Annotated in this window: 23 protein-coding genes; 11 read left to right on the forward strand and 12 right to left on the reverse strand. The window is 63.8% G+C overall.

Annotation, left to right across the window (positions count from 1 at the left end):
* Positions 1-36: 36 nt before the first annotated feature.
* The 5 genes from AC0C6X_RS12410 to AC0C6X_RS12430 form a co-directional block, all read right to left on the reverse strand.
* Positions 37-594 (reverse strand): hypothetical protein, encoded by a 558-nt coding sequence (locus AC0C6X_RS12410; protein ID WP_173516601.1) that lies wholly within the window; start codon positions 592-594, stop codon positions 37-39.
* Positions 591-1,334: a DUF2259 domain-containing protein gene (locus AC0C6X_RS12415; protein WP_173516600.1), complete on the reverse strand. Its 744-nt coding sequence runs from the start codon at positions 1,332-1,334 to the stop codon at positions 591-593. Before AC0C6X_RS12415 ends, AC0C6X_RS12410 begins: the two co-directional genes overlap by 4 nt.
* Complete coding sequence (gene rpe / locus AC0C6X_RS12420) at positions 1,331-2,008, reverse strand: ribulose-phosphate 3-epimerase (RefSeq protein ID WP_173516599.1); 678 nt, start codon at positions 2,006-2,008, stop codon at positions 1,331-1,333. Before rpe ends, AC0C6X_RS12415 begins: the two co-directional genes overlap by 4 nt.
* A gap of 75 nt (positions 2,009-2,083) precedes the next feature.
* Positions 2,084-3,091, reverse strand: a complete 1,008-nt coding sequence (locus AC0C6X_RS12425) for a P1 family peptidase (protein WP_173516598.1) — start codon at positions 3,089-3,091, stop codon at positions 2,084-2,086.
* Positions 3,088-4,176: a branched-chain amino acid ABC transporter substrate-binding protein gene (locus tag AC0C6X_RS12430; RefSeq protein WP_472953376.1), complete on the reverse strand. Its 1,089-nt coding sequence runs from the start codon at positions 4,174-4,176 to the stop codon at positions 3,088-3,090. Before AC0C6X_RS12430 ends, AC0C6X_RS12425 begins: the two co-directional genes overlap by 4 nt.
* A 328-nt stretch (positions 4,177-4,504) precedes the next feature.
* On the opposite strand from AC0C6X_RS12430, the gene AC0C6X_RS12435 reads away from it, so the two are divergent.
* From AC0C6X_RS12435 to AC0C6X_RS12465, 7 genes are all read left to right on the forward strand, one after another.
* A complete protein-coding gene (locus AC0C6X_RS12435) occupies positions 4,505-4,954 on the forward strand; it encodes a flavin reductase family protein (RefSeq protein ID WP_173518138.1) in 450 nt (149 codons plus the stop codon).
* Between the two features lie 126 nt (positions 4,955-5,080).
* Complete coding sequence (locus AC0C6X_RS12440) at positions 5,081-6,010, forward strand: AAA family ATPase (RefSeq protein ID WP_173516596.1); 930 nt, start codon at positions 5,081-5,083, stop codon at positions 6,008-6,010.
* Between the two features lies 1 nt (position 6,011).
* On the forward strand, positions 6,012-7,268 hold the full coding sequence (locus AC0C6X_RS12445) for a vWA domain-containing protein (RefSeq protein ID WP_472953379.1): 1,257 nt from the start codon (positions 6,012-6,014) through the stop codon (positions 7,266-7,268).
* A gap of 23 nt (positions 7,269-7,291) precedes the next feature.
* Positions 7,292-7,624, forward strand: coding sequence for an XdhC family protein (locus tag AC0C6X_RS12450; RefSeq protein ID WP_173516595.1), 333 nt, complete (start codon positions 7,292-7,294; stop codon positions 7,622-7,624).
* Positions 7,625-7,626: 2 nt separating this feature from the next.
* Positions 7,627-8,334 (forward strand): XdhC family protein, encoded by a 708-nt coding sequence (locus AC0C6X_RS12455; protein WP_472953381.1) that lies wholly within the window; start codon positions 7,627-7,629, stop codon positions 8,332-8,334.
* Entirely contained in the window at positions 8,331-9,947 is a 1,617-nt protein-coding gene (locus AC0C6X_RS12460) for an NTP transferase domain-containing protein (protein ID WP_472953383.1), read from the forward strand. Before AC0C6X_RS12455 ends, AC0C6X_RS12460 begins: the two co-directional genes overlap by 4 nt.
* Before the next feature lie 4 nt (positions 9,948-9,951).
* Positions 9,952-10,269: a TfoX/Sxy family protein gene (locus AC0C6X_RS12465; protein WP_472953384.1), complete on the forward strand. Its 318-nt coding sequence runs from the start codon at positions 9,952-9,954 to the stop codon at positions 10,267-10,269.
* Between the two features lie 64 nt (positions 10,270-10,333).
* Here the strand turns inward: AC0C6X_RS12465 and AC0C6X_RS12470 are convergent, their stop codons facing one another.
* The 5 genes from AC0C6X_RS12470 to AC0C6X_RS12490 form a co-directional block, all read right to left on the reverse strand.
* Positions 10,334-10,765, reverse strand: coding sequence for an NUDIX domain-containing protein (locus AC0C6X_RS12470; protein ID WP_472953386.1), 432 nt, complete (start codon positions 10,763-10,765; stop codon positions 10,334-10,336).
* 8 nt (positions 10,766-10,773) lie between these two features.
* The gene (locus tag AC0C6X_RS12475) at positions 10,774-12,282 is read right to left on the reverse strand and encodes a DEAD/DEAH box helicase (protein ID WP_173516590.1); all 1,509 of its coding nucleotides are present in this window, start codon (positions 12,280-12,282) and stop codon (positions 10,774-10,776) included.
* Between the two features lie 200 nt (positions 12,283-12,482).
* On the reverse strand, positions 12,483-13,817 hold the full coding sequence (locus tag AC0C6X_RS12480) for a M23 family metallopeptidase (protein WP_247958946.1): 1,335 nt from the start codon (positions 13,815-13,817) through the stop codon (positions 12,483-12,485).
* Between the two features lie 102 nt (positions 13,818-13,919).
* Complete coding sequence (locus tag AC0C6X_RS12485; protein ID WP_472953389.1) at positions 13,920-14,747, reverse strand: ferritin-like domain-containing protein; 828 nt, start codon at positions 14,745-14,747, stop codon at positions 13,920-13,922.
* Positions 14,748-14,755: 8 nt separating this feature from the next.
* Positions 14,756-15,223, reverse strand: a complete 468-nt coding sequence (locus AC0C6X_RS12490) for a peroxiredoxin (protein WP_429815409.1) — start codon at positions 15,221-15,223, stop codon at positions 14,756-14,758.
* A 412-nt stretch (positions 15,224-15,635) separates the two neighbouring features.
* On the opposite strand from AC0C6X_RS12490, the gene AC0C6X_RS12495 reads away from it, so the two are divergent.
* Complete coding sequence (locus tag AC0C6X_RS12495) at positions 15,636-19,028, forward strand: DUF3971 domain-containing protein (protein ID WP_247958948.1); 3,393 nt, start codon at positions 15,636-15,638, stop codon at positions 19,026-19,028.
* Positions 19,029-19,181: 153 nt separating this feature from the next.
* Here AC0C6X_RS12495 and tyrS read toward each other — a convergent pair whose 3' ends face one another.
* Positions 19,182-20,435 carry a tyrosine--tRNA ligase gene (tyrS, locus tag AC0C6X_RS12500; RefSeq protein WP_472953391.1) on the reverse strand — a complete coding sequence of 418 codons (1,254 nt, stop codon included), beginning with the start codon at positions 20,433-20,435 and terminating at the stop codon, positions 19,182-19,184.
* A 98-nt stretch (positions 20,436-20,533) separates the two neighbouring features.
* On the opposite strand from tyrS, the gene AC0C6X_RS12505 reads away from it, so the two are divergent.
* A complete protein-coding gene (locus AC0C6X_RS12505; protein WP_472953393.1) occupies positions 20,534-21,682 on the forward strand; it encodes an anhydro-N-acetylmuramic acid kinase in 1,149 nt (382 codons plus the stop codon).
* A gap of 118 nt (positions 21,683-21,800) precedes the next feature.
* Positions 21,801-23,006 (forward strand): GGDEF domain-containing protein, encoded by a 1,206-nt coding sequence (locus AC0C6X_RS12510; RefSeq protein ID WP_472953396.1) that lies wholly within the window; start codon positions 21,801-21,803, stop codon positions 23,004-23,006.
* Positions 23,007-23,071: 65 nt separating this feature from the next.
* Here AC0C6X_RS12510 and AC0C6X_RS12515 read toward each other — a convergent pair whose 3' ends face one another.
* Positions 23,072-23,749: an alpha/beta hydrolase gene (locus tag AC0C6X_RS12515; RefSeq protein ID WP_173516584.1), complete on the reverse strand. Its 678-nt coding sequence runs from the start codon at positions 23,747-23,749 to the stop codon at positions 23,072-23,074.
* 224 nt (positions 23,750-23,973) lie between these two features.
* On the opposite strand from AC0C6X_RS12515, the gene AC0C6X_RS12520 reads away from it, so the two are divergent.
* A complete protein-coding gene (locus AC0C6X_RS12520) occupies positions 23,974-25,140 on the forward strand; it encodes a cysteine desulfurase family protein (RefSeq protein WP_472953398.1) in 1,167 nt (388 codons plus the stop codon).
* The last annotated feature ends 103 nt before the right edge of the window (positions 25,141-25,243 follow it).

A 25,243-nucleotide genomic window follows, 5' to 3' on the forward strand; every position in this document is an offset into this window, starting at 1 on the left:
GGATGGCCGTGCCTCTAGCAAAGATAGCCGTGAAGCTCAACGCCATTGGCGCCGGCCTTTTGCCAGCCACAGGCTGACGCCGACGAGTATAGCACCGCCGATGGGCAGATAGAGGCGAAGCCCGAGCACCAGAAACTGGTAGAAAGCGATGAGCGAGGTGAAGGCGAACTGGAAAAACCAGGTCCTGCTGCCGGCAGGCGCATGCCACTGGGCGTAGAACTGCCGGTAGTCGAGGGCGTAGAGCATTGCCGTCATCGCGACGGTTCCGAGCGAAAGGAAGAAGAGGTAGGCCGCAAAACGTGTTTCGGGCCCGCGGCCCAGGGCTGCCAATCGGGCGAGCAACAGCGATGGCGCCCAGGCCAGAAGCGCCCCGGAGCCAAAGATCAGAAGCAGTTCGGACAGATGAAACGTGAGAGCACGCTCACGAAGCCAGAGCCCGCACCAGGCCGAAAGCATCATCGCGCCGCCCCAGAGCGGCGCACCGATGAGAAGCTCCCGCATTGTCGGAAGGGATTGTGCGAGCCGGCCGCGCTGCAGGGCGCCGTGCGGCACCAGATCTGCTTTTGCCTCGACGCCGGCGGCCGCGTCGTTCATTTCGCGATCCGGGTAGGGATCGCGATCCAGCGTCCATCGGTCGTGCCTTCGAAGCCGAGCGACTTGACGAGAACCATGATGACATGGGTTTCGGAGCCGTCGTCATTCCTGTGGGTGACGGCGCCACCGACCTGGTAGCCGGTCGGGCAGCGGCGGCTCTCCGGTATGCGGTTATCGTCCTGCAGGACATCAGTCGCCGGCGTGCCCGCCTTCATCGTCATCGACAGGCGAAAGCCCTTCACTTCCTTGAGGAAATCCTTGCAGATGCCTTCCGGCTCGAAGGTCTTCTCTTCGAGCGCCACCGAATAGGTCTCGCGGAACCCTTCGTCGGCCGCAAAGGAATCGTAAGTCAATCCCAGCGGCTCGGCGTTCGCCTCGGTGATCGGATTGAAGGCAGCGAGCAATCCGGGTGCGTCGGCCAGGCGATAGGCGTCGATCAACGGTGCCGCGCGGCGGCGGGCCTCATGACGCGCCTTGGAGAGCGGACTGCCATCCTCGCGGCCGACGGCACGCACCGGCGCGCTAGGCAGGAAGCTGTCGTTGCGCGTGTCGATCACGTAGATGGTCGAATAGGGAAAGCCGGAGCCATCCTGAACACCATACTCCTCGAAGGCGAAGATATTGCCGTCGGCCGAAAAGCCGATCGGCTGGAGCGCGGCATAATCGCCCGCTAAGGCCGGCGCTGCGACGGCCGCAGCGCCCGCGAAAAGCACGCCGGATACTGCCGCGCGTGTCTTCATCGATAGGCTTTCTCTGCCGGCTTACGGATCGCCTCGATCGCCGCGCGATAGGCTTCGACGGAGCCGCCCTTGAAGATCGCCGAACCGGCAACGAGGACGTTGGCGCCGGCGCCGGTGGCAATGGCCGCCGTATCGGGCGCGATGCCGCCATCGACTTCGATCTCGATCGGCCGGTCGCCGATCATCGCCTTGATGCGGCGGATCTTCTCAGCCGTGGCGTCGATGAACTTCTGTCCGCCAAAGCCCGGGTTGACCGTCATCACGAGGATGAGATCGACCTGATCGAGCACGTATTCGATCGCGCTTTCCGGCGTTGCCGGGTTGAGCGAAACGCCGGCCTTCTTGCCGAGCGAGCGAACGGTCTGCAGCGAGCGATGAAGATGCGGGCCCGCTTCGGCATGCACGGTCAGGATATCGCAGCCGGCTTTCGCAAAGGCTTCGAGGAACGGGTCCGCCGGCGAAATCATCAGGTGGCAATCGAAGGTCGCGTCGGTGTAGCGGCGCAGCGACTTGATCACATCGGGCCCGAAGGTGATGTTCGGCACGAAATGACCGTCCATGACGTCGAGGTGGATCCAGTCGGCGCCGGCATCGACGACATCGCGGACTTCCTGTCCGAGCTTGGAGAAATCGGCCGCCAGGATCGACGGGGCAATGCGGATGGGATGGGTCATGGCGCACTCCAGCGTGTTTTCCGCGCAATAGCACCGGCGGACCGCGCAAACAACATGTCGGCGATCAAAGCTGCGTCAGGCGCCTTCAGACCAGGAGCGCATGAGGTCGTTATCCGCCGGCGTCGCATCGTGCACGCCACGGGCAATGGCGCGCGCCATGGTCGACGCCGCCACCGCGCCGAGGTCGATGAAATCCTCGAGCGTCGGGGTCTTGCCGCTGGCGCCGGTGGCAAGCGCGAAGATCAGGTCGCCGTCGAGCGGTGTGTGCGCCGGCCAGAGACCCCGGGAGAAACCGTCGTGGGCGGCGATTGCCAAGCGCTTTGCTTCGGCCTTGGTGAGCACGGCATCCGTCGCGATCACGGCGATGGTCGTATTCGCCGCCGCGGACTGCCGGTCGCGGAACTTGATGCGAATGTCAGCGGCGTCGGCGGGCAGGGGATGCGGCAGGCCAAGCGCACCGAATTCACCGTCCATCTCGAAGGGCGCGGACCAGAAGTGCCTGCCGTCACCGACGGTTGCCGAACCGAGCGCGTTGACGGCAACGAGCGCGCCAATGGTGATACCGTTTGGCAGGACGGTCGACGCCGAGCCGAGACCGCCCTTGAAGGTGGCGGTCAGGGCGCCGGTTCCGGCGCCCGCGGTCCCGGTTGCGAACTTGGGGCCGGCGCGGCGAACCGCCTCGAAGCCGAGCTCGCGATAGGGCGGGTAGCGTCCCCAATCCTTGTCGCCGCCATTGATCAGGTCGAACAGGATGGCGGTCGGCACGATCGGTATCCGGTGCGGACCGACGGCAAAGCCACGGCCCATTTCTCTCAGCGCTGCCTGGGCCCCGGACGCGGCGTCGAGGCCGAAGGCCGAACCACCCGAAAGCACGAGGGCGTCGACCGTCTGCACCGTGTTGTGCGGGTCGAGCAGATCGGTCTCACGCGTTCCCGGCGCACCGCCCAGGACCTGAACCGCAGCCGTCGCCGGCGGGTCGCAGACGATGGCGGTGACGCCCGATTTCAGCCGGTGATCCTCGGCATTGCCGACCGCCAGGCCCGCGACGTCGGTAATCAGGTTCAGCGGTCCGGTACGCATCATCGGGCGGCTCCTTCGGCGGGCGCCAGCACGAAGCGGCTGCCTTGCCACTGCATCAGGCGATAGGGATTTTCGGCGCGCTCGTGCTGCGCATTGAAGGCAATGGGGCCGAGCACGGTCGGGTAGGGTCCCTTGGCGAATGCGTCGAGCAGGGGCTTGTCGTCCTTCTCGGCCTGGTCCTTGGCCTGTTCGAGCAGGGAGACGGCGGCAAAGGCCGGCAAGACGTAGCCATCCGGCTCGGTTCCGGCGGCGCGAAGCGCATCCGCGACCGGCTTGCCCTCCGGCGATTGCGATGCGTCCGGCAGGGTTACGGCAAGCACGCCATCGGCAAGCGGCACAGTGAGATCGGCGGCGTTCAGCGTGTCGCCGCCGAGCAGAGTGAGGCTCGCGCCTTGGCCCTGCGCATCGCGCGCGATCACCGCCGTGTCCTGTCTGTCGCCACCAGTAAAGACATGCGTCGCGCCGCTCTTCACCAGTCGCCGCACCAGGCTGATCTGCTGCTCCTGAGCGGGCCGATAGGTGTCGGTGAAGACCGGGGTCAGTCCTATGTCGCCGAGGGCAGAACGAACGCTCTCGACCAGTTCCCTGCTGTGGATGGTGCCGTCGTCGATCAATGCGATCGGCTTGCCCTTCCAACGTTGAGTGATGGTGTCGACGATGCTCGAAGCCTCGGCATTACCGCTCGGCGCAAGGCGGAAGAGCGGCCACTTCTTCTTCAGCGCATCTTCCATCAGGATGTCGGAACGCACGCTGAGAGTGATGGCGGGAAGGCCCGCTTCGGCGAGCGCCGGAAGCGTGGCGTCGAGGCTTTCGGTGCAGAGGAACCCGATCGCCGCTTCGGCGCCGGCCGCAAGCAACGCCTTCGTCAGTGCCTCGTTGCCGGCGGTATCGCAGGTCTCGGGAATGACGATGATCTCACTGCCGCGATCACCGGCCTGGAACGCGGCACCATCGATAATCTGCTTGCCGAGAAGCGCAAACGGACCTTCGACCGGTGCGACGACCGCGACCTTGATACCGGCTGCCGCGGCAGGTGCGGCCTGTACCAGTCCGGCCACGACAAGGCTGGCGACGATCGATCGAAGCATTCACTTTCTCCGCTGCCGCATCTTCCGGATCGGGGGGACCCTGAACCCACGGCGAGCCCAAACATTGCCTTATCCGTGCCGGTTACCACGGGCGCGCGGCACGGTAGTGGCCGCATGTTTTAAGGATGTGCCCTGCCGCGTCAAAGGAAAAGATGTGACTTCGGATGCGGATGGCACTATCCGCGTCGCAGCCATGTCGCAGATCTGCAAGATTCTCCTTGCAGCGGGTTTCATATTTTCCGGTACTGTCTATGTATGTGGCTGACTTCGCTCGGAGAAAGAAGTGTTGGACAAGACCAGGCTGGACCCCATCAGTTTCCGCGACGCGATGAGTCGCCTGGCCGGTCACGTGCAGATCATCACCGTGGCGGACGGCGCCGAGCGCCGCGGTGTCACCGTCACCGCATCCTGCTCCGTGTCCGACAGTCCGCCGACGGTTCTCGCCTGCCTGAACGGCGCCAACCCGCGCAACGAGATCTTCACGCGCAGCGACAGTTTCGCGCTCAACCTGCTGGGTGACGAGCATCGCGCCGTGGCACACGCCTTTTCAGGCCGTGACCAGCTCGACATGGAATTGCGCTTTGCCCTTGCGCGGTGGACCAAGTTGACGACAGGCTCTCCGATCCTCGCCAACGCGATCGCTTCGTTCGATTGCCGGCTCATCGAAGTAAAGACGATCGCCACACATCTGGTGCTCTTCGGCGAGGTCGTTGATGTCGCGATCGGGCCGCCGCGGCCACCGCTCATTTATGTGGACCGCGGATACCACTCGCTATAAGTTTTACGTGGCGAGGTTTCGTGCCCATCGAGGTATGAAAAGATCGCCGTAAGTCTTTGAGTTGGCCGGGCGAATTCATTCTCTCGCCAGCATCGAGCGATCGATTCGAGCCATCGCGGAGGAGACATGGCGACACAGGCGACAACAGGCCTGCCGCAGTCCATCGAAGAGACGATGGCGCTTCTGGAGGCGCACGACTATCTTGCCGGCACGGCGCTCGCGACCGTGCTGTTTCTCGCGCTCAGGATGAAGCGCCCGCTATTTCTCGAGGGCGAAGCCGGCGTCGGCAAGACCGAGATCGCCAAGGTTCTGGCAAAGGCGCTCGATCGGCCGCTGATCCGGCTGCAATGCTACGAGGGCCTCGATGTCGCCTCGGCCGTCTACGAATGGAACTATCCGGCACAGATGCTGGAAATCCGCCTGTCGGAAGCAACCGGCAAGGTCGACCGCAAACGCGTCGAAAGCGATATCTTTTCCGAACGTTTCCTGATCCGCCGCCCGGTTCTCCAGGCAATTTCGTCCAATGCGGGCCGCGCACCGGTCTTTCTCATCGACGAGCTCGACCGGACAGATGAAGCCTTCGAAGCCTTCCTGCTGGAAGTTTTGTCCGATTTCCAGGTCACCATACCGGAACTCGGCACGATCCGGGCGGACGAACCGCCAATCGTCATCATCACGACCAACCGCACGCGCGAAATCCATGACGCGCTCAAGCGGCGCTGCCTCTATCATTGGGTCGATTACCCCAAGGCGGCGCAGGAGCTGGAAATCATTCGCCGCAAGGTTCCCGGCTGCAACGCGACACTCTCGCGGGAAGTCATCGCCTATGTGCAGCGGCTGCGCACGATCGATCTTTTCAAGAACCCGGGCGTCGCCGAAACGATCGATTGGGCAACGGCGCTGACGGAGCTCGACCGGCTGGCGCTCGATCCGGAGACGATTGCCGATACGCTCGGAACATTGCTCAAGTACCAGGACGACATCGCCAGGATAGAGGGGGCCGAAGGGCGCAAGCTGCTCGCCGAAGTCAAGGCGGAATTGCTGGCGGCGGGCTGACATGGAGGAGCGGGAGCAGCACAGGGATGGCGCCGTTCTCCCGCCGATGGGGGGAGGCGACGGGCGGCTCGCCGACAACATCGTCTTCTTTGCGCGGGCTCTGCGTCGCGCCGGCATCAAGATCGGGCCCGGGGCGATTGCCGACGCCATCGATGCGGTGGCGCTGATCGGCATCGGCGGCCGGGACGCCTTCTACGCCGCGCTGCAATGTGTCTTCGTGAAGCGCCACGAGGACCAGCCGGTGTTCGATGAGGCTTTTCGGCTGTTCTGGCGCTCACGTGGCCTCGTCGAGAAGATGATCGCGATGATGTCGCCGCTGGCGCCCGAGCGCGAGAGCGAGCGGCAACAGCGGCGGGCGGGTGAGACCCGCGTCAGTGATGCGCTGCTTTCCGGGCACGAAATGGATCGGCCATCGCGTGACGAGCCCGAGATCGATATCGACGCACGCTTCACGGTTTCGGGCCGCGAACTGTTGCGCAGGGCCGATTTCGCCCAGATGAGCGCCGCCGAGCTCGCCGAGGCGAAGCGCGCGCTTGCGGCGCTGACGCTGCCGCTGGACCGGGTCGTCACGCGCCGCTTTCGTCCGTCGACGCGGCAGATCCGCATCGACCCTCGCACCACCATGCGCGACGCCATGCGTTTCGGCGGGGAACTGATCCTTCCGCGCTTCCGGGAGCGGCGTGTCGTGCACCCGCCGCTCGTCGTGCTTGCCGATATCTCCGGCTCGATGAGCCAGTACACCCGCATCTTTCTGCATTTCCTGCACGCGCTGACCGAGGAGCGGCGGCGGGTGCACACCTTCCTGTTCGGCACACGGCTGACGAACGTCACCCGCCAGTTACGCAATCGCGATCCCGATGCCGCAATCGACGACTGCGTTGCCGCAGTCAGGGACTGGTCGGGCGGCACGCGCATCGGCGAAACGCTGCATGAATTCAACAGACGCTGGTCGCGGCGTGTGCTTGGGCAAGGCGCCATCGTGCTGATGATCACCGATGGCCTCGAGCGTGACGACGTCGGCGATCTTGAAGTCGAAATCGACCGGTTGCACCGGTCCTGCCGTCGGCTGATCTGGCTCAATCCGTTGCTGCGCTTCGAGGGCTTCGAGGCCCGCGCTCGCGGCGTCAGGGCGATGCTGCCGCATGTTGACGAATTCCGGGCGGTGCACAATCTTGAATCGATTGGGGAACTGGTGAAGGCGCTTTCCGGGCGAAGCTCCCGGCAGGCAGACCCGCGGCGGTTCCTCGGATCACGGTGATCGATCCGGCGGGAGGGTGGAAGATGCTGGCAGCTAAAAATGTTCTGGATCCCCTCGATATCGCCGAAGCCTGGGTGAGGGAGGGGCGGGAGGTGGCGATTGCGACCGTGATCGAAACCTGGGGTTCGGCGCCGCGTCCCGTCGGCAGCCATCTGGTGATCGACGGCGAGGGCAATTTTCAGGGCTCGGTTTCCGGCGGCTGCGTCGAAGGCGCCGTCATCACCGAAGCGGCAGACGTGATCGCTTCGGGCGCGCCAAAGGTTCTCGATTTCGGCGTCGCCGATGAAACCGCCTGGCGCGTCGGCCTCTCCTGCGGCGGCCGAATCCGGGTCCTTGTCGAACGGGTCGATGGTTAGCAATGGAACGGAAGATCCTCGTGGCACTCAATGCGGCGCGTTCGGCGCGTCGGGCCGCCGTTACCGTCAGCGACCTCGCCGGCGGCAGCGGCCTGATCTATCTTGAGGGCGATGACTGTCCCGACACCTGGCGCGCCGCGGTCGGGCGCGCTCTGCAATCCGGCAAGGCCGGGATCGTGGACACGGAGCAGGGCTCCTTCTTTCTCAACGTCTATTTGCCGCCGCCACGCATTGTCGTCATCGGCGCTGTCCATATTTCGCAAGCCTTGGCGCAACTGGCGCCGGTTGCCGGTTTCGACCTGACGATCATCGACCCGCGCACGGCCTTCGCAACGCCGGAGCGCTTCGCCGGCGTCGAACTCATCGCCGAATGGCCCGAGGATGCCTTGAAGGAGAGGCCGCTTGATCGCTTCACTGCGGTCGTGGCCGTCACCCATGATCCGAAGATCGACGACGAGCCGATCCGCGCGGCCCTTGCAGCGGGCTGCTTCTACGTCGGCGCGCTCGGAAGCCGGAAAACCCATGCGACACGGGTCGAGCGGTTGCGGCGGGCCGGCGTTTCCGATGCCGAGATCGACCGCATCCATGCGCCGATCGGCCTTGATATCGCTGCGGTGAGCCCGGCCGAGATCGCCGTCGCAATCCTCGCCGAGATCATCGAAGCGCTAAGGCGCCGTGATACCAGCCAGATCAAAGGAACGATCGCGTGAGGTTCGGGCCGGTCAAGACCAGCGAAGCGGAGGGCGCCATCCTGGCGCATGCGGTGAAAACCGATGAATCCCGGCTGGCGAAGGGCCGCCGGCTTTCGTCCGCCGATGTCGCCGCCTTGACCGCTTGCGGCACGCTGGAAGTGGTCGTCGCGCGCCTCGATGCCGGCGACCTCATGGAAGACGAGGCCGCCACGCGCATTGCAGCGGCAATTGCACCCGATCACCTGCGTTTCTCCCAGGCGGCGACCGGGCGGGTCAACGTCTACTCACGGGTTGCCGGCCTCTTCGTCGCCATACGCGAGACCGTCGACCGATTGAACCGCATCGATCCGGCGATCACGCTTGCCTGCCTTGCCGACCATGTGCCGGTGCAGGCCGGCGATATGGTTGCGACGATCAAGATCATTCCGCTCGCAGTCGCCGGTCGTTTCGTCGAGGAAGCGCAGAAGCTGCTGCGGAACCATGCGGCCATTGAAGTGAAACCCTTCGCGGCGCGGCGTGCGGCTCTGATTGCAACTCAGTTGCCGACACTGAAGCCTCAAGTGATGGACAAGACGAAAGCCATCCTGGCAGCGCGCCTGCGGCAATCTGGAAGCGAGCTTCTGACCGAGCGGCGCGTCGCCCACACCGAGAGCGCGGTCGCCGCGGCAATCGACGAGTTGCAGGCGGATCATGACCTGCTGGTGGTCTTCGGCGCTTCCGCCGTCGCCGACCCGGACGATGTGATTCCCGCGGCCGTCCGGCGGGTAGGCGGCATCGTCGATCACGTCGGCATGCCCGTCGATCCGGGCAATCTTCTCGTACTTGGCCGTGTCGGCGAGATCCCGGTGATCGGCGCGCCCGGATGCGCCCGCAGCCCGCGTGAAAACGGTTTCGACTGGATTCTCGGCCGCATTCTCGCAGGCGAGTGGCCGAGCTTCGACGACATTACCGGCCTTGGCGTCGGCGGTCTGCTGGGCGAAATCCCGACCCGACCGCAACCGCGCGAAAAGGCAACGGCGTTGCCGACAGGGCCGGTCGAGATCGTGGTTCTGGCCGCCGGCCGCGCCAGCCGCATGGGAGCGGACTGTGGACACAAGCTGCTGGCGACCTTTGACGGCGTGCCGCTGGTGCGCCGCAGCGTCGAGGCGGCGATCGCAGCCGCGCCCGGCAGGGTTATCGTGGTCACCGGCCATCGCGAGACCGATATCCGCGCCGCGCTGGAGAACCTGCCGGCGAAGTTCGTCTCGAATCCCGACTACCTATCCGGAATGGCCTCCTCTCTGACGGCCGGCCTTTCGGCGATCGACGAGCGGGCCGCTGGCATGTTGGTTATGCTTGCCGACATGCCAGATGTCACCACCGACGACCTGCGTAAGCTCCTCGATCGTTTTTCTGCCGAAGGCGGCCGTGCCGTCATTCGGGCAACGGCCGACGGCCAACGCGGCAATCCGGTCGTCCTGCCGAGACAAACCTTCTCCGCCGTCAGGCAGTTGGTTGGAGACGTTGGCGCAAGGCACATCATCGAGAAATGCGGCCTGCCGGTCATCGATGTCGAGCTGGGTCCGGCCGCCCGCCTTGACCTCGACACGCCGGAGCAAATCATGGCTGCGGGCGGTATCCTGGAGGAATGAACGCGTGGACAATGCTGCGATCGAGGAGATGTTCGAGACGCTCGGCCCGGTGACCATCAAACGGATGTTTGGTGGCAAGGGTATCTATTGCCAAGGCGTGATCTTCGCCCTCGAAGTCGACGGTGAAATCCTGCTGAAAGGCGACGAGCAGACGGCCCCAACCTTCGAAGCGGCCGGTTCCCGGCAATGGGCCTATGAAGGCAAGGGGAAGCCGGTGAAGATGCCCTATTGGAGCATCCCGGACGACGCCCTCGACGATCCCGACGAAATGGCGCGCTGGGCACGGCTTGCCTATGACGCGGCGTTGCGATCGAAAAAGTAGAGCGATCAGCCGCGCAAGCTTTCGGCCCGGTTCCCGGAAAGCTATTGGCTCAGACAACGTCTGGTTAGGCGGTGGCGCCGCGTTCCGTCTTCCGCAGCGCATCGACGGCATCGGCCGCAAAACGTGACAGCGGCTGGGGCAGGGCATCGAGGTCGAACCAGCCGAAAGCGGAGAGCTTGTGCGGCTCGGTAAGTTCAGGCTCGCCGGCAAAATCCCGGGACACGTAGATCATCGAAATCCAGTGCTGGCGGTCAGCCTCGATCACCTGTTCGCTGAGGCACAGGAACTCGCTCGAACGGATATTGAGGCCGCTTTCCTCTTCGGCCTCGCGCCGCGCGGCGGCGTCCGAGCGCTCCATATGATCGACCTTGCCGCCGACGATGTTCCAATGTTCGGCTTCCGGCGCGTTAACGCGCTTGTAAAGCAGGATTTTGCCATCGCGCACGATCGCAAGTCCGCAGCCGAAACCCGGAAAATCGATGCCCGGCAGGCCCATGGGATCAATCAGGCCTTGCCGGCAATCAGCATGAAGGCGGGGATTTCGTCGCCGAATCCGACCGGAGTCGGGCCGTCGTCATAGTCGCGGCGGTGACGGTTGCGGCGGTCGCGATTGTCATCATTGGCAGGGTTCGATGCGCGCACCGGACGATCGGCGCGGTTGTTCTGTCCCTGCTTGTTTTCTGTGCTGCGTGCCGGTTTCACCGATTCCGCCCTTTCCGCGACTGTTTCAATTTCGGCCTCACTATCGGCACGCACGGTATCGGATTTATGATCGGGACGGCCCTTCGAGCCGCGATCCCCATCTTTTTTCCGGTCCCTGCGACCATCGCGGCCGCGATCACGCCGGCCGGTGTCGTGGCTTTCCATCGGCTCGGGCAGATTGGAAAGGTCGCCGTTCAGCCATTCGACCTTCTGGCCGATCAGCTTCTCGATGGCGTCGGAGAACTTCGTGTCGCGCTTCGTCACCAGCGTGAAGGAGGCGCCCGAACGACCGGCACGGCCGGTGCGGCCGATGCGGTGAACATAGTCTTCCGCATGGATCGGAACGTCGAAATTGAAGACGTGACTGACATCGGGGATATCGAGACCGCGGGCTGCGACGTCGGAGGCGACCAACAGCTTGATGTTGCCGTCCTTGAAGTTCGCGAGCATCGTCATGCGCGAACGCTGGTCCATGTCGCCGTGCAGCGCGCCCACGGAGAAGCCGTGGCGGTCGAGCGAACGGAAGAGGTCGGCGACATCCTTCTTGCGGTTGCAGAAGATGATCGCGTTCTTCAGTTCGTCCTGGGCGCGAATCAGATCGCGCAGCACCGCACGCTTCTCATAGTCTTTGGCGTGCGCCGCCACGAAGCGCTGCGTCACCGTCTGCGCCGTCGAAGACGGGCGGGCGACTTCGATGCGTTCCGGGTTCTGCAGGAAGCGGTCGGCGAGCTTCTGGATTTCCGGCGGCATCGTCGCCGAGAAGAACAGCGTCTGGCGCGTGAACGGAATAAGCTTGGCGATGCGCTCGATATCGGGAATGAAGCCCATGTCGAGCATGCGGTCGGCTTCGTCGATGACCAGGATTTCGACGCCGGTCATCAGGAGCTTGCCGCGTTCGAAATGATCGAGCAGACGGCCGGGCGTGCAGATCAGCACGTCGGCGCCGCGCTCGAGCTTGCGATCCTGCTCGTCGAACGAAACGCCGCCGATCAGAAGCGCGATGTTGAGCTTGTGGTTCTTGCCGTACTTGTCGAAGTTCTCTGCGACCTGGGCGGCGAGCTCGCGCGTCGGCTCCAGGATGAGCGTGCGCGGCATGCGGGCGCGAGCGCGGCCCTTTTCGAGCAGCGTCAGCATCGGCAGCACGAACGAAGCCGTCTTGCCCGTACCCGTCTGGGCGATGCCCAGAATGTCACGACGCTGCAGGGCCGGCGGGATGGCGCCAGCCTGGATCGGGGTCGGGGTTGTGTAGCCCGCATCGGTGACAGCGGAGAGAACTTTTTGGCTCAGGCCAAGGTCAGCAAAATTGGTCAAAGGGAAATCTGTTTCCGTTCCGGTTCAATAGAACACTGATCGATCGATGGAAAACGCACGAGCACGTGGCCGCGCTCTTAAGCTGAACGTCGCTGAAAGTCAAGAAATCCAGCACGTTGAAGCAGCAAAAGGTAAATAGTGGCGAATCTGTCGCATTTCTTGTCAAGCCGCGCAAGACCCGCGCACAGCCGAACGAGCGGTCAGTTCATGTAGGAGGCGAGCTTCCGGCTGGCGTCGAGAAACCGCGTGGGATCCACCGCCTCGCCATTCAGGCGGATTTCATAGTGCAGGTGCGGACCGGTGGAGCGACCCGTATTGCCGGACTTGGCAATGACCTCGCCTTCCGTCACCTGGTCGCCGACCTTCACCAGGACCGTGGAGAGGTGGGCATAGCGGCTCGACACACCGTTGCCGTGGTCGATCTCGACCATGTTTCCATAACCACCGGTCAAGCCGGCATTCGTCACGGTGCCGGGCGCGGTCGCGCGGATGCGCGTGCCGACGGTCGCGCGGAAGTCGATGCCGGCATGGAGCGCCAGGCGACCGAGGAACGGATCGAGACGGTTGCCGAAGTCGCTGGTGATGTCGCTCGCCGGCGAAGGGTTGCCGAAGGGCAGAGCGCGGACCTGCGCCCGCGTCCGCTCCAGTTCCAGAAGCGCGGTATCGAGGGCAGCCAGGGAACGGCCGAATTCGTCATCGGCTGCCGGTTCGACGAAGGGGCCGCCAATGGCGGTCTCGGAAGAGCCCGAAGGCGCGGCAGCCGGGACCATTTCGGCAACGTCGCTGACGGGCAGGTCGACGCCGACCCTCCCGACGATCGAGCGAATCGCGTCCGACGTCCTTGCTGCGCCATCCGTCAGTTGTTTCAGTCGCGCCATTTGCTCCAGCTCGACGTCCTTCAACGAGAGCGTCACCTTCGAGAAGATCCGGTCGGCGCGGTCGGAGGTCGATTCGCCGGCGTCGGGTGCGGCATAGGCGAGGGGGGTGGCCCGAGCGGCAGCTGACAAGGAGGCGCTGTTCAGCCCCATCAGCTTCTCGATCGCCTTCACGCCGCCGGTGTTCGCGTCGGCTCGTTTCTCATAGGCGAGAGGTTCGATCTCCGGGGTCTCGCTGCTTTCCGTCGTCAGGCCGGAATTTTCGGCCCTTTCGACCAGAGCGCCGAACTTTCCGTTGCGCGAGGTTAATGCCATCTGCTGGCGAAGCAGCTTCTCGACTTTCTCCTCGACCACTTGCTGGTCGAGCAACTGACGGCTGGTAACGCGATCGACCTGCGCCCTAAGCGCCGTGATTCGATCCTCGTATTCGTGCTGCATCCGCGCCTGGCGCGCAATCGTGCCGCCAATGAGATCGTCGCGCAGGACGAGGTAGGATGTGGCCGCGAGATAGCCGATGCTGCAGACGCCGGCGAAGGATAGGGCTATTGCCGCCATCCAGGGGCGAACCGTCATATGGCGGACCTTGTCGCCACTGGCCAATATCAGAACGTGATGTTCCTTACGTTTTCCGAAGGCACGATTTGCCGAACGTCCAGACACCCGTTCTCTCCCGCCATGTGCGCGTTGCCTCGCATCACCTGCGGATCATTACACTTCGTTAGGGTTAACAATTGGTTAGGCTGAGTGCGGTGCGCGATGCGGCTATCGGTTGGTCGAGGCGGTCATCGAGCGATAGAAGGACGGCGTCAGTCCGGCCTCGGCGCGGGCAATGTCGTTGAACGGCGCCTTCAGTGGTCCACGGAAATTGGCGCGCACCAGCGCCTGGAAAGTCGCCGCCGGGTCCTTCTTCTCTCGGGCGCAGAGAAAGCGGAACCATTTGGCGCCGACGGCGACGTGGCCCTTTTCGTCCTCATAGATGACATCGAGCACCGCGGCACTCTCGAAGTCGCCGGTTTCGCGCATCTTCGCCTGCAGCGCCGGCGTCACGTCGAGACCGCGCGCTTCGAGAATGAGCGGCACCACGGCAAGGCGCGCCGTGAGGTCATTGCGGGTATCGTGCGCCGCCTGCCAGAGCCCGTCATGGGCAGGCAGGTCGCCATAGTCCGCACCGAGATCGTTCAGTCGCTGGCGGACCAGCCGGAAGTGCTTGGCCTCTTCGAAGGCCACACGCATCCAGCCATCGAAGAAGGAATTGGGCACCGGCTCCGTGGCAAAGCGGGCAACGATATCGAGGGCAAGGTCGACGGCGTTCAACTCGATATGGGCGATCGAGTGCAGCAAGGCGATGCGCCCCTTGAGGGAGCCGAGCGATCGCCGTTTCACCTGCGTCGGCGGGGTCAGCACCGGCTTGTCGGGCCGCCCGGGGCGAACCGGCACGGGTCGGTCGAGCGGCGAGCGCAGCGACAGGGTGCGGCGCTGCCAGCGCCTGGCCGCCTCCTGCGCGAGCGCCGTCTTGACCTCGAGGTCCGCCGCGCGAATCGCTTCGACGGCACCGCCTCGCAGGCTGTGAAACACGGGCAATTCGATCATGGCTTTCCTCAGAGCGCCTTCGCCGCGGCTAGGACCTCCTGGGCATGGCCATCGACCTTCACCTTTTCCCATACCCTGACGACAACGCCGTCGGCGCCGATCAGGAAAGTGCTGCGTTCGACGCCCATGTATTTCCTGCCGTACATCATCTTCTCGACCCAGACGCCGTAGGCGTTCACGACCGCCTTTTCCTCGTCGGCGGCGAGCGTCACCGTGAGGTTGTGCTTCTTGGCGAAGCGATCGTGCTTCTTCACCGAATCAGGCGAGAGCCCGATCAGCGTGATGCCGGCCGCGGCAAATTCGTCGGCAAGCTCGGAAAACGAGATCGCTTCCAGCGTGCAAGCCTGGGTGTCGTCCTTCGGATAGAAGAAGAGCACCACGGGGCGACCGCGAAAGGCCGAAAGCGAGATCGTACCGCCGCCATCACGCGGCAACGTGAAGTCGGGAGCGACATCTCCGGGAGCGGGTCTTGCCATGATTAAACCTTCCTTCTGCCAAGTTTTGCAGACAATCGGACGCTACTGCATGCTGACCTGGCCGTCGCCGATCGATGGGCAAAACATGCGGTAACTCAAGCGCTGCAGCGAGCTTTACACGTCTCGCAAAGACTTGCGGCGCTTAAGGGCATATCGAAAATCGTCGACTGCCGTCCAGCGCATTTGTGCTAGATTCGACAGCTTTCGGACGGCACAGGCCGCTACGAAACATTGCTGTCGCCCGCACGCGCAATTCCCGTTGCAGGTGGTGGCTTTCCACAGCAACTCCCGGGTCGCTTGGTGACTCGGTACGACGATATGTGGTCTACAAGAAGCGAGAAACGGCCGTCCCAAAGCATCAGCAAAAGGGGACGGCGAACAAGCTCGTATCGAACGGAGGACGTCCGCGCTGATGAGTGAGATCCGCGGCGAAAAAGTCGGCTTTCGCAAGAAAGACATCGTCGCGCTGCATGCGTTGCCTTCGGCGCAGGCTCACGATCCCATTATCGTGCACGCACCGCGCAAGAGCTCTCCTTTGCGTCTCTGTGCCAAGATTGTCCTGTCCATATCGCTGCTTGCCTTCATCCTGGGCGCGATCCTCGTAACCGTGATCGAAAGCGGGATGATGGACAGCACGCTGAATGCGCGTGCCCGGACCGCCCTCAATGCCGCGCTCGGGAGCGCCTACCGCGCCGACGTCGGCAGCACGGTGGTGCGCATGACGGCAAGCGGCGCGATTGCGCTCAAGGCGCGGGAGGTAGCTCTCAGCGAAACGGCAACCGGCCAACCCGTCGCAAAGCTTCGTTCGATCTCGATCGCGCTCGACCCGCTGTCACTGATGACGGGCCATATCGCCGTCTCCCGCCTGGAAGCGGAAGGTGGCGATTTCGACACTGGCCTGCTTCCTCGGGGCGAGCCGCTCGACCTCACCAAGATCCGCATCGCCGATGTCGGTGATGCTCTCGAGGCCCTGTTTTCCCATGTCGACCGCATGTCGCGGATGGCGGCCGGGAGAGGCAGCCAGACCGTAACGCTCTCCGACTTCAGCTTCTCCGTCGTCGGCGCGCGCAATCGCGTCGTTCCGGTCGTCGCCTCCGCGCTCGAATTCAACCGTGACGCAAGCGGCTCCATGAGCGTGCAGGGCAGCGCCATCGTCGATGGCGTCGCGGTCGATATCAAAGCCGATGCGCTTGGCCAAAGTGGGCACGTGACGGGCTTCGAGGCGGCGATCACCAACCTGCCGCTCGCGCCGTTCTTCTATCACGGCAAGTCGGGTGCGGAGCAGGCCTTTGGCATCGACGCAGCCGCAGGACTGACGCTGAAGGCGACACGGGCAGCCGGGGAGGCGAAGCCGGATCTGCGCGTAGCGGTGCGTACCTCCAAGGGTGCATTCCACGCTGGCGGCCTCGTCTCGACACTCAATCCGTCGCAAATGGACATCGCCTATGATTTCGAGCGCGCCTCGGTCGAGATCCTGCCGTCGGTGGTCAAGATCGGTCGTTCGACCTTTCCGTTTACCGGCGCCGTCATCGACCTCGACAAACTTGCCGGCGGCACGGACAAGGGCTTCGCTATCGATCTGCTTCTAAAGAACGCCAGCACGGCTCCGGAAGATGTCGCCGAGCAGCCGCTGATCTTCGATGCCAAGGCAAGCGGCCGGTTCACTTCGGACAGCCACCGGCTGATCTTCGACCAGCTCGCGGTGTCGAGCCCGCTCGGCTCGATGTACGGTTCGCTTTCGGTCGCTTTCGGCAAGACCTCGCCGCGGGTCAGCTTTGCCGCCGTCAGCGATAGCATGGAGGCGACGGCGGTCAAGCAATTGTGGCCGTGGTGGATCGCGAAGGGCGCTCGCCGCTGGGCGATCGGCAACCTCTTCGGCGGTATCGTCACCAATGCGCGCATCGAAGTGTCGGTTGCCGAAGGACGGATTGCCAATAACGAAGGGGAGTTGAAGCTCAACGAGCAGGAGCTCAACATCAACTTCGACATCGACGACACCCGTATCAACATAACCGGCGAGATACCGCCGCTGCGCGACACTTCCGGCAAGTTCAAGCTGAGCGGCCAGCGCATGACGGTTCAAGTGGGGAAGGGCACCGCCTATTTCCCGTCGGGACGGTCCGTGGCGCTCAACGGCGGCGACTTCATCCTTCCCGACGTATACACGAAGCCGCTGATGGCGGAGATGAAGATCGAGGTTGGAGGTGCCGCGGATGCGATCGCCGAGCTCGTCACCTACAAACCGATCCAGGCATTGCAAAAGACATCGTTGCTGCCCGAGGACTTCAGCGGTCCTCTCACCGCCCTTGTCGGCGCGCGCTTCGGCCTGATCTCGGACCAGCATCCGCCCAAGCCGCTGTGGCAGGTGGAGATGCAATTGGACAAGGTCAGCGTCAACAGGGCGTTCTACGGCCGGCCCGTTTCCGACCTCGTCGGGACGTTCCGGGTCGATAACCAGCAGGCCGTGCTCGATGCCGACGCGCGCCTGGAGGGTGCGAAGGTCAGCATCGCCTTGACGGAGCCGGTCGACAGCGATTCGAAGGTCAAACGCTCGCGTCAGATTTCGGGCATCCTGGACCAAGATGTCTGGCAGAAGCTGGCGCCGGGCCTGGCGAAGATCGTGTCCGGGCCGATCAGCGCCGACGTGACGATTGGCGATCAGGATCGTGTAGAGGCGAAGATCGGGCTCGCAAAGGCCGCTCTGTCCCTGCCATGGATCGGCTGGAGCAAGGGAGCGGGGATCCCGGCGGAAGCACGATTCACGGCGAGCAAATCCGATGAGACCGTTGTCATCGACGATTTTGCCGTCGCGGGAGACGGCTTCGGGGCACGGGGTGGCCTGCAGGTGGATGGCGGCGGACTGGTCTCCGCCCGCCTCGACAACGTCCGCCTAGCCCAGGGCGACGATTTCAGGGTCTCGGTCGACCGCCGCAAGGGTGGCTATACGGCGACGCTCAGCGGCGCGGCGGCGGACATCAGACCGATTCTTGCGCAGATGAAGGCGGGAAGCGACCAGAGCCGGGGCGGAGGCGACGACATCACGATCAAGGCCCAGCTCGATCGCGTCACCGGCTTCAATGGCGAGGCGCTGTCGAATGTGAACCTGGTCTACGCAGAGCGCGGCAGCCAGATCGAGGATGTCAACCTTTCGGCGGTTACCGGCAGCGGCCAGGCGCTCGTCGCCCGGCTCACCAAGGCCGGCGCCGACAACACGCTCGAGCTGACTGCAGGCGACGCCGGCGCGCTGGCGCGCTTCGCCGACATCTACCAGAACATGCGCGGCGGCTTGCTCAATCTGAAACTGCGTGATCGTGGGGGACGTTCCTGGCGCGGCAGCGTCGACATCCGCAAATTCCAGCTCGTCGGCGAGCAACGGCTGCAATCGATGGTGTCGACGCCGACGGGCGCCGATGGGCGGAGCCTCAACCAGGCCGTTCGCCGCGACATCGACGTGAGTTCCGCCCGCTTCGAGCGCGGCTTTGCCCAACTCGCCCTCGACCGCGGCGCGATCCGCGTCGATGGCGGCGTGTTGCGCGGTACCGACGTCGGCGCGACATTCCAGGGAACGGTGCGCGACACCAACGGCATCATGGACATGACCGGCACCTTCATGCCGGCCTACGGCTTGAACCGCATCTTCGGCGAACTGCCGCTGATCGGCGTTTTGCTCGGCAATGGCCGCGACCGTGGCCTGCTCGGGATTACCTTCAAGCTCAACGGTCCCTTCAATCAGCCGAAGCTGACGATCAACCCCCTGTCGATCATCGCGCCGGGCGTCTTCCGCAGCATCTTCGAGTTCCAATGAAAAAGGCCGGCGCACTGCATGTTCCTTAAATCGTCGCCGATTTAAGGACAAAACATGCAGCACTTCAAAGTGCGACAGCGACCTTTGCGCGTCTTACAATGACGCGCGGCGCTGTAGGGCCGGCCTTCTGGATCGATCGTGGGATGCCTTGGCTCAGGCCGGGCGCACGAGGATGTGCTTCTTCTTGCCGAGCGACAGCTTGACGATATTGTCGGCGGTCACGTCGCCGGTGCCGATCACGCGGCGCTCATCGCTGACAGCCTCGTCGTTGATCTTGACGGCGCCGCCCTGCACATGGCGACGCGCCTCGCCATTGGACGCAGCGAGGCCGGCGCGCACGATCAGCGTCAGCAGGCCCAGGCCCGCCTCCAGCTCAGCGGTCGGGATCTCGACCGAAGGCAGGTTCTCGGCCAGCGCACCTTCCTCGAAGGTCTTGCGGGCGGTCTCCGCCGCCTGCTCGGCGGCCGGGCGGCCGTGCAGCATGGCGGTGATTTCCGTCGCCAGGATCTTCTTGACCTCGTTGATCTCCGCGCCGCCGAGCTTCGAAAGCCGCTCGATCTCTGCGATCGGCAGGGTCGTGTAGAGCTTCAGGAAGCGGGTGACGTCGGCATCTTCGGTGTTGCGCCAGTACTGCCAGAAGTCATAGGCCGACAGCATATCCGGGTTCAGCCAGATCGCGCCGTTGACCGATTTGCCCATCTTGGCGCCCGACGACGTCGTCAGCAGCGGCGAGGTCAGCGCATAAAGCTGCTCAGTGCCCATGCGGTGGCCGAGGTCGATGCCGTTGACGATGTTGCCCCACTGGTCCGAGCCGCCCATCTGCAAGCGGCAGCCGGTCCGCTTGTACAGCTCGACGAAGTCATAGGCCTGCAGGATCATGTAGTTGAACTCGAGGAACGACAGCGACTGTTCGCGATCGAGCCGCATCTTGACGCTGTCGAAGGACAGCATGCGGTTGACCGAGAAGTGGCGGCCGACGTCGCGCAGGAATTCGAGGTAGTTGATGCCGAGCAGCCAGTCGGCATTGTTGATCATCAACGCGTCCTTCGGACCTTCGCCATAGGTCAGGTAGTTGGAGAAGACCGTCTTGATGCTGGCGATGTTGGCTTCGATCGTTGCCGGCGTCATCAGTTGCCGCGCCTCGTCCTTGAAGGACGGGTCGCCGACCATGCCGGTGCCGCCGCCCATCAGCGAGATCGGGCGATGGCCGGTCGCCTGCATCCAGTGCAGCATCATGATCTGGATGAGACCGCCGGCGTGAAGGCTCGGTGCGGTCGGGTCGAAGCCGATATAGGCCGTCACGGTTTCCTTCCGGAACAGTTCATCCAGGCCAGACTCGTCGGAGATCTGGTGGATGAAGCCACGCTCGCTGAGGGTGTGAAGGAAATCGGACTTGAAACCGGACATAATCTGTCTCTCTTGCGGGGAAGTTTTTGAACGAACGGGCGTTTAGCACTGTTTCCGCGCATAATCACTCCAAAAGTGATTCTGGAAACGTTGACGGCATGGCACAGACAAGAACGGCAATCGGCCTGATGAGCGGCACGAGCATGGACGGCATCGATGTCGCGCTGCTCAAGACCGATGGCGACGCCATCGTCGAGCGGGGCCCCTCTGCTGGCTTTGCCTATGACGCCCGCTTTCGCGACCGGCTGAAGCAGGGGTTGGTCGATGCGAAAGCGATCACGCAGCGGGACCAGAGGCCCGGCGCGCTGCCGGAGCTTGAGCGCGACCTGACGCTGCGGCATGCCGAAGCGGTCAAAACCTTCCTGCAGCAAAACAACCTGTCGCCGGCGGATATCGACGTGATCGGCTTCCACGGTCAAACCGTTCTGCATCGCCCTGACGAGGCCCTGACGGTGCAGATCGGTGACGGCCCGCTGCTTGCGCGCGAAACCGGTATCGACGTCGTCTACGACATGCGCGCCAACGACATGGTGCATGGCGGGCAGGGTGCGCCGCTCATCCCCGCCTATCACGCCGCTCTGGCGCGTGGCGCCGCCGGCCTTTCGGCGCCGGTCGTCTTCGTCAACATCGGCGGCATCTCCAACCTGACCTTCATCGGCGCCGGCGAGACGCTCGTCGCCTATGATAGCGGCCCAGGCAACACGCTGATCGATCAATGGGTGGAAGCCCATGCCGGCATTCCCTTCGACCAGGGCGGCATGGTCGCGAGCGAAGGGACCGTTCTTCCCGATCTTGCAGAGCGCTATCTCGCCAATCCGTTTTTCACCGCGAAACAGCGCCGCTCGCTCGACCGAAACGATTTCGTGCCGCCGGCGGGAAGCGACGCCGGCCTTGCCGACGGCGCCCGCACGCTTGCCCACGTCACCGCGGCTGCGATCCTCAAGTCGGCCGGACACCTGCCGCAGCGGCCATCCACCTACATCGTCTGCGGCGGAGGCCGCCTCAATCCGGTGATCATGCGCGACCTCGCAGCGCTCGCCGAGGCGGAGGGCGCTACGGTTCTGCCGGCGGAGGACGCCGGCTTCAATGGTGATTCCATGGAGGCAGAGGCCTGGGCGTACCTTGCCGTACGCTCGCTGCAGGGCCTGCCGCTGACCTATCCGGGAACGACCGGTGTCCGCCGGCCGATCACAGGTGGAAAACAAGCCGCCAGACCTCTTCGCGGAGAGGCCCGAAACAGTGTATAGGCTATCCACCGAACGGATTAATCAAATTTTCGCATCGGCCAATTAGCATCGGCAACCGCTACCGTCGGAGGTGGCGAAAGGCGGCTTGCCCCGCAATACGAAGGTTTCGGGTTCTTCGATGGGTGGTGCGATTTCTCTGCTGGCTGTGAACTTCATCATCGCGCAGATTTTCACGGTCGCATTCCTCACCATTGCTGTGAAGAGCCGTCAGCGTCCCGCGGCATTGTGGTGTGCGGCCGGTTTTGTCGTCGCCTCGCTTTCGGCCGTTTGTGAAGCGATCGTTCCTTTCTCGTCCACGCCACGGCTCTTCGCCATCGGTGCCTTCGCGTCTGTGCTCGGCGGCCTCTGTCTGCTGCGTTTTGGTCTCGGCCGCTTTTATGAGGTTCCGGTGCGCTGGACCGTGCTTTGCGCGTGTTTCCTCGCCGGCGTCGCGCTGGACGTGGCAATCTACGACCTGCCGCGCGGCACCTGGCAGCACGCGATCCCCTACCAGATGCCCTTCTTTCTGATCCAGGCGTGGACCGCATCCGTGGTAATCCGCTCGGGACGCCGCTCCTTTTTCGACCGGGTGCTCTTCGGGCTGTTGGCTTTGTCCGCGGCCTACTATCTCGTGAAAATCTATGCCGCCGTTGCCGCCGGCTCGGGCGCCACCGCCCAGGATTATGTCTCGAGCCCTTTTGCGCTCATTTCCCAGGCGCTTGGTGCGATGCTGATCGTCGGGGCGGGCCTGGCCGTGCTCGGCGTCATGGTCAAGGACATCGTCGACGACGCGCAGGCCCGCTCGGAAATCGATCTTCTTTCGGGACTCTACAATCGTCGCGGCTTCATGGACCGCGTCATACCGCTCCTGCATGCACGCGACACCCAGATGCCGGGCACGCTGATCCTCGCCGACCTCGATCGCTTCAAGCTAGTCAACGACACCTATGGCCACCTTGCTGGCGACGAGGTGATCCGCCGTTTCGCGCGGGTGCTGAAGGACGTCATGCCGAACCGTGCCGTGGCCGGTCGCCTCGGCGGTGAGGAGTTCGCGGTGTTTCTGCCCTGTACGGAGCTGTCGGAAGCGCGTGTCGTCGCCCATGGCATGCGCGCCGCCATCATGTCCCAGCAGATTGCCGGCCTGCCCGAAGCGGCGCGCGTGACGGCAAGCTTCGGCGTCACCGCCGCCGGTAGCGGCGAGGCTCTGGATCCCGTGATGCAGCGCGCCGACAAGGCGCTGTACGCGGCCAAGGCAAACGGACGCAACCGGGTCGAATGCGGCGAGACGCCGGGCACGGTCGTCAATCCGTCCGTGCCGCAGTGGGTCGGCCGCCCGCAAAGCTGATCTGAAACGAAAAGAGCCGCGCAATCCGAAGAACGCGCGCCTCTTTTGTTCAATTCATGAAACGATCAGCGAATGCGCTTGGCGGCCGGTTCCGGCGTCAACTCGCCATTCAGGCGACGGTCGAGGTAATCCTCGCATTCCGACATCAGGTTTTCGACCTGGCCGTTGAAGAAGTGGTTGGCGCCGGGAACGGTGCGGTGGGTGATGAGAATGCCCTTCTGGGCTTTAAGCTTCTCGACGAGACCGTTCACGTCCTTCTCCGGCGCGACCTTGTCGGAATCGCCGTTGATGATCAGGCCGGACGACGGGCAGGGCGCCAGGAACGAGAAGTCGTAGATGTTCGGCTGCGGTGCCACGGCCATGAAGCCCTCGATTTCCGGACGGCGCATCAGGAGCTGCATGCCGATCCAGGCGCCGAAGGAATAGCCGGCAACCCAGCAGCTCTTCGAATCCGGATGCAGGCTCTGCACCCAGTCGAGCGCGGACGCCGCATCCGACAGTTCGCCGGCGCCATGGTCGAACTCACCCTGGCTGCGCCCGATGCCACGGAAGTTGAAACGGAGCGTGGTGAAGCCGCGCTTCTGGAACATATAGAAGAGCTGGTAGACGATCTGGTTGTTCATCGTGCCGCCGAACTGCGGGTGCGGGTGCAGGATGATGGCGATCGGCGCGCTCTTTTGCTTCGAAGGCTGATAGCGGCCTTCGAGGCGGCCAGCGGGTCCGTTGAAGATAATTTCGGGCATTGGCTCTCCGGGAGTGTTCCTGGTTCGAATCTTGGTTTCAGATCGCGATCAGTCTTGACGAAAGCAGTCAGCTTTTCTAAAACCTAGTTTAGAACCGTTCAAAACTTCTGTGCGGGCATTCCGCCTTGTACTTCGTCTCATAAGGCAAGCGACGCGGAAAATTCAAGGAAAATGCATCGCCAGAGGTTGCCGGGTCGCAGCCTGTTGTTCTAGCGAAGGAAATCATGTCGGGTTCGCGCATCTACATGGACTGGAACGCCACGGCGCCGCTTCTGACCGAAGCGCGCGAGGCCTGCCTGTCGGCGCTCGACCTCGTCGGCAACCCTTCTTCCGTCCACGGCGAAGGCCGGGCGCTGCGCACGCTGATCGAAAACGCCCGCCGCGATGTGGCCGCCCTTTGCGAGGCAAAAGCGGCAAGCGTCATCTTCACCAGCGGCGCGACGGAAGCGGCCAACCTGGTGCTGACGCCCGATTTCCGCATGGGCCGCACACCGCTCAAGATCGGCCGGCTCTATGCTTCGGCGATCGAACATCCGGCAGTGCGCGAAGGCGGACGCTTTTCTCACGACGCCGTTTGCGAAATCCCGGTGACGCCTGCCGGCATCGTCGATCTCCAGGCGCTTCGTGAGCTGTTGACGGCACATGACCGCCAGCTCGGTCTGCCGATGGTTGCCGTCATGCTGGTCAACAACGAGACCGGCATCATCCAGCCGATCGCCGAGATCGCCGAGATCGTTCGCGCCAATGGTGGTATACTTGTCGTCGACGCGGTGCAGGCCGCCGGCCGCATGCCGCTTGCGATCGAAGAGCTCGGCGCCGATTTCCTCATTCTCTCCTCGCACAAGATCGGTGGCCCGAAGGGCGCCGGCGCGCTGGTGGCGCGCGGCGAGGTGATGATGCCCGCACCACTGATCCGCGGCGGTGGTCAGGAAAAGGGGCACCGTTCCGGCACCGAAAATTCGGTGGCGATTGCCGGCTTTGCCGCAGCCGCCCGGAAGGTCGGCGAAGGTGTCGGCCAACGGATGAGCATGATTGCCGCGTTGCGCGACAAGCTTGAAAACGCGATGCTGGCGGCGGCTGCCGATGTGGTCATTCACGGCCGTGACGTTTCGCGTGTTGGCAACACGACATTCTTCACGCTTCCTGGCCTGAAGGCGGAAACGGGGCAGATCGCCTTCGACCTTGAAGGCGTCGCGCTTTCGGCCGGATCGGCATGTTCGTCCGGCAAGGTGGGGCAAAGCCACGTGCTGACGGCGATGGGCTACGATCCGCGCCAGGGCGCGCTTAGAATTTCGATCGGCGAGGCGACGACGGCGGCTGAAATCGAACGTTGCGCCGCCGCTTTCGCAAAGGTAGCAGCAAGACGCCGGGCGCCGGGACGGGCGGCCTGAAGCGGGATGATGGGATGAAATTGCGGAAAAGCAATTTTCCGCTTGGCAAACAGGGTGAAAAGCGCCTTTTAGCCATTACATAAGCGGTGCGCCACGTTCGCAT

This window comes from Ensifer sp. VA4 (genome assembly GCF_055710065.1).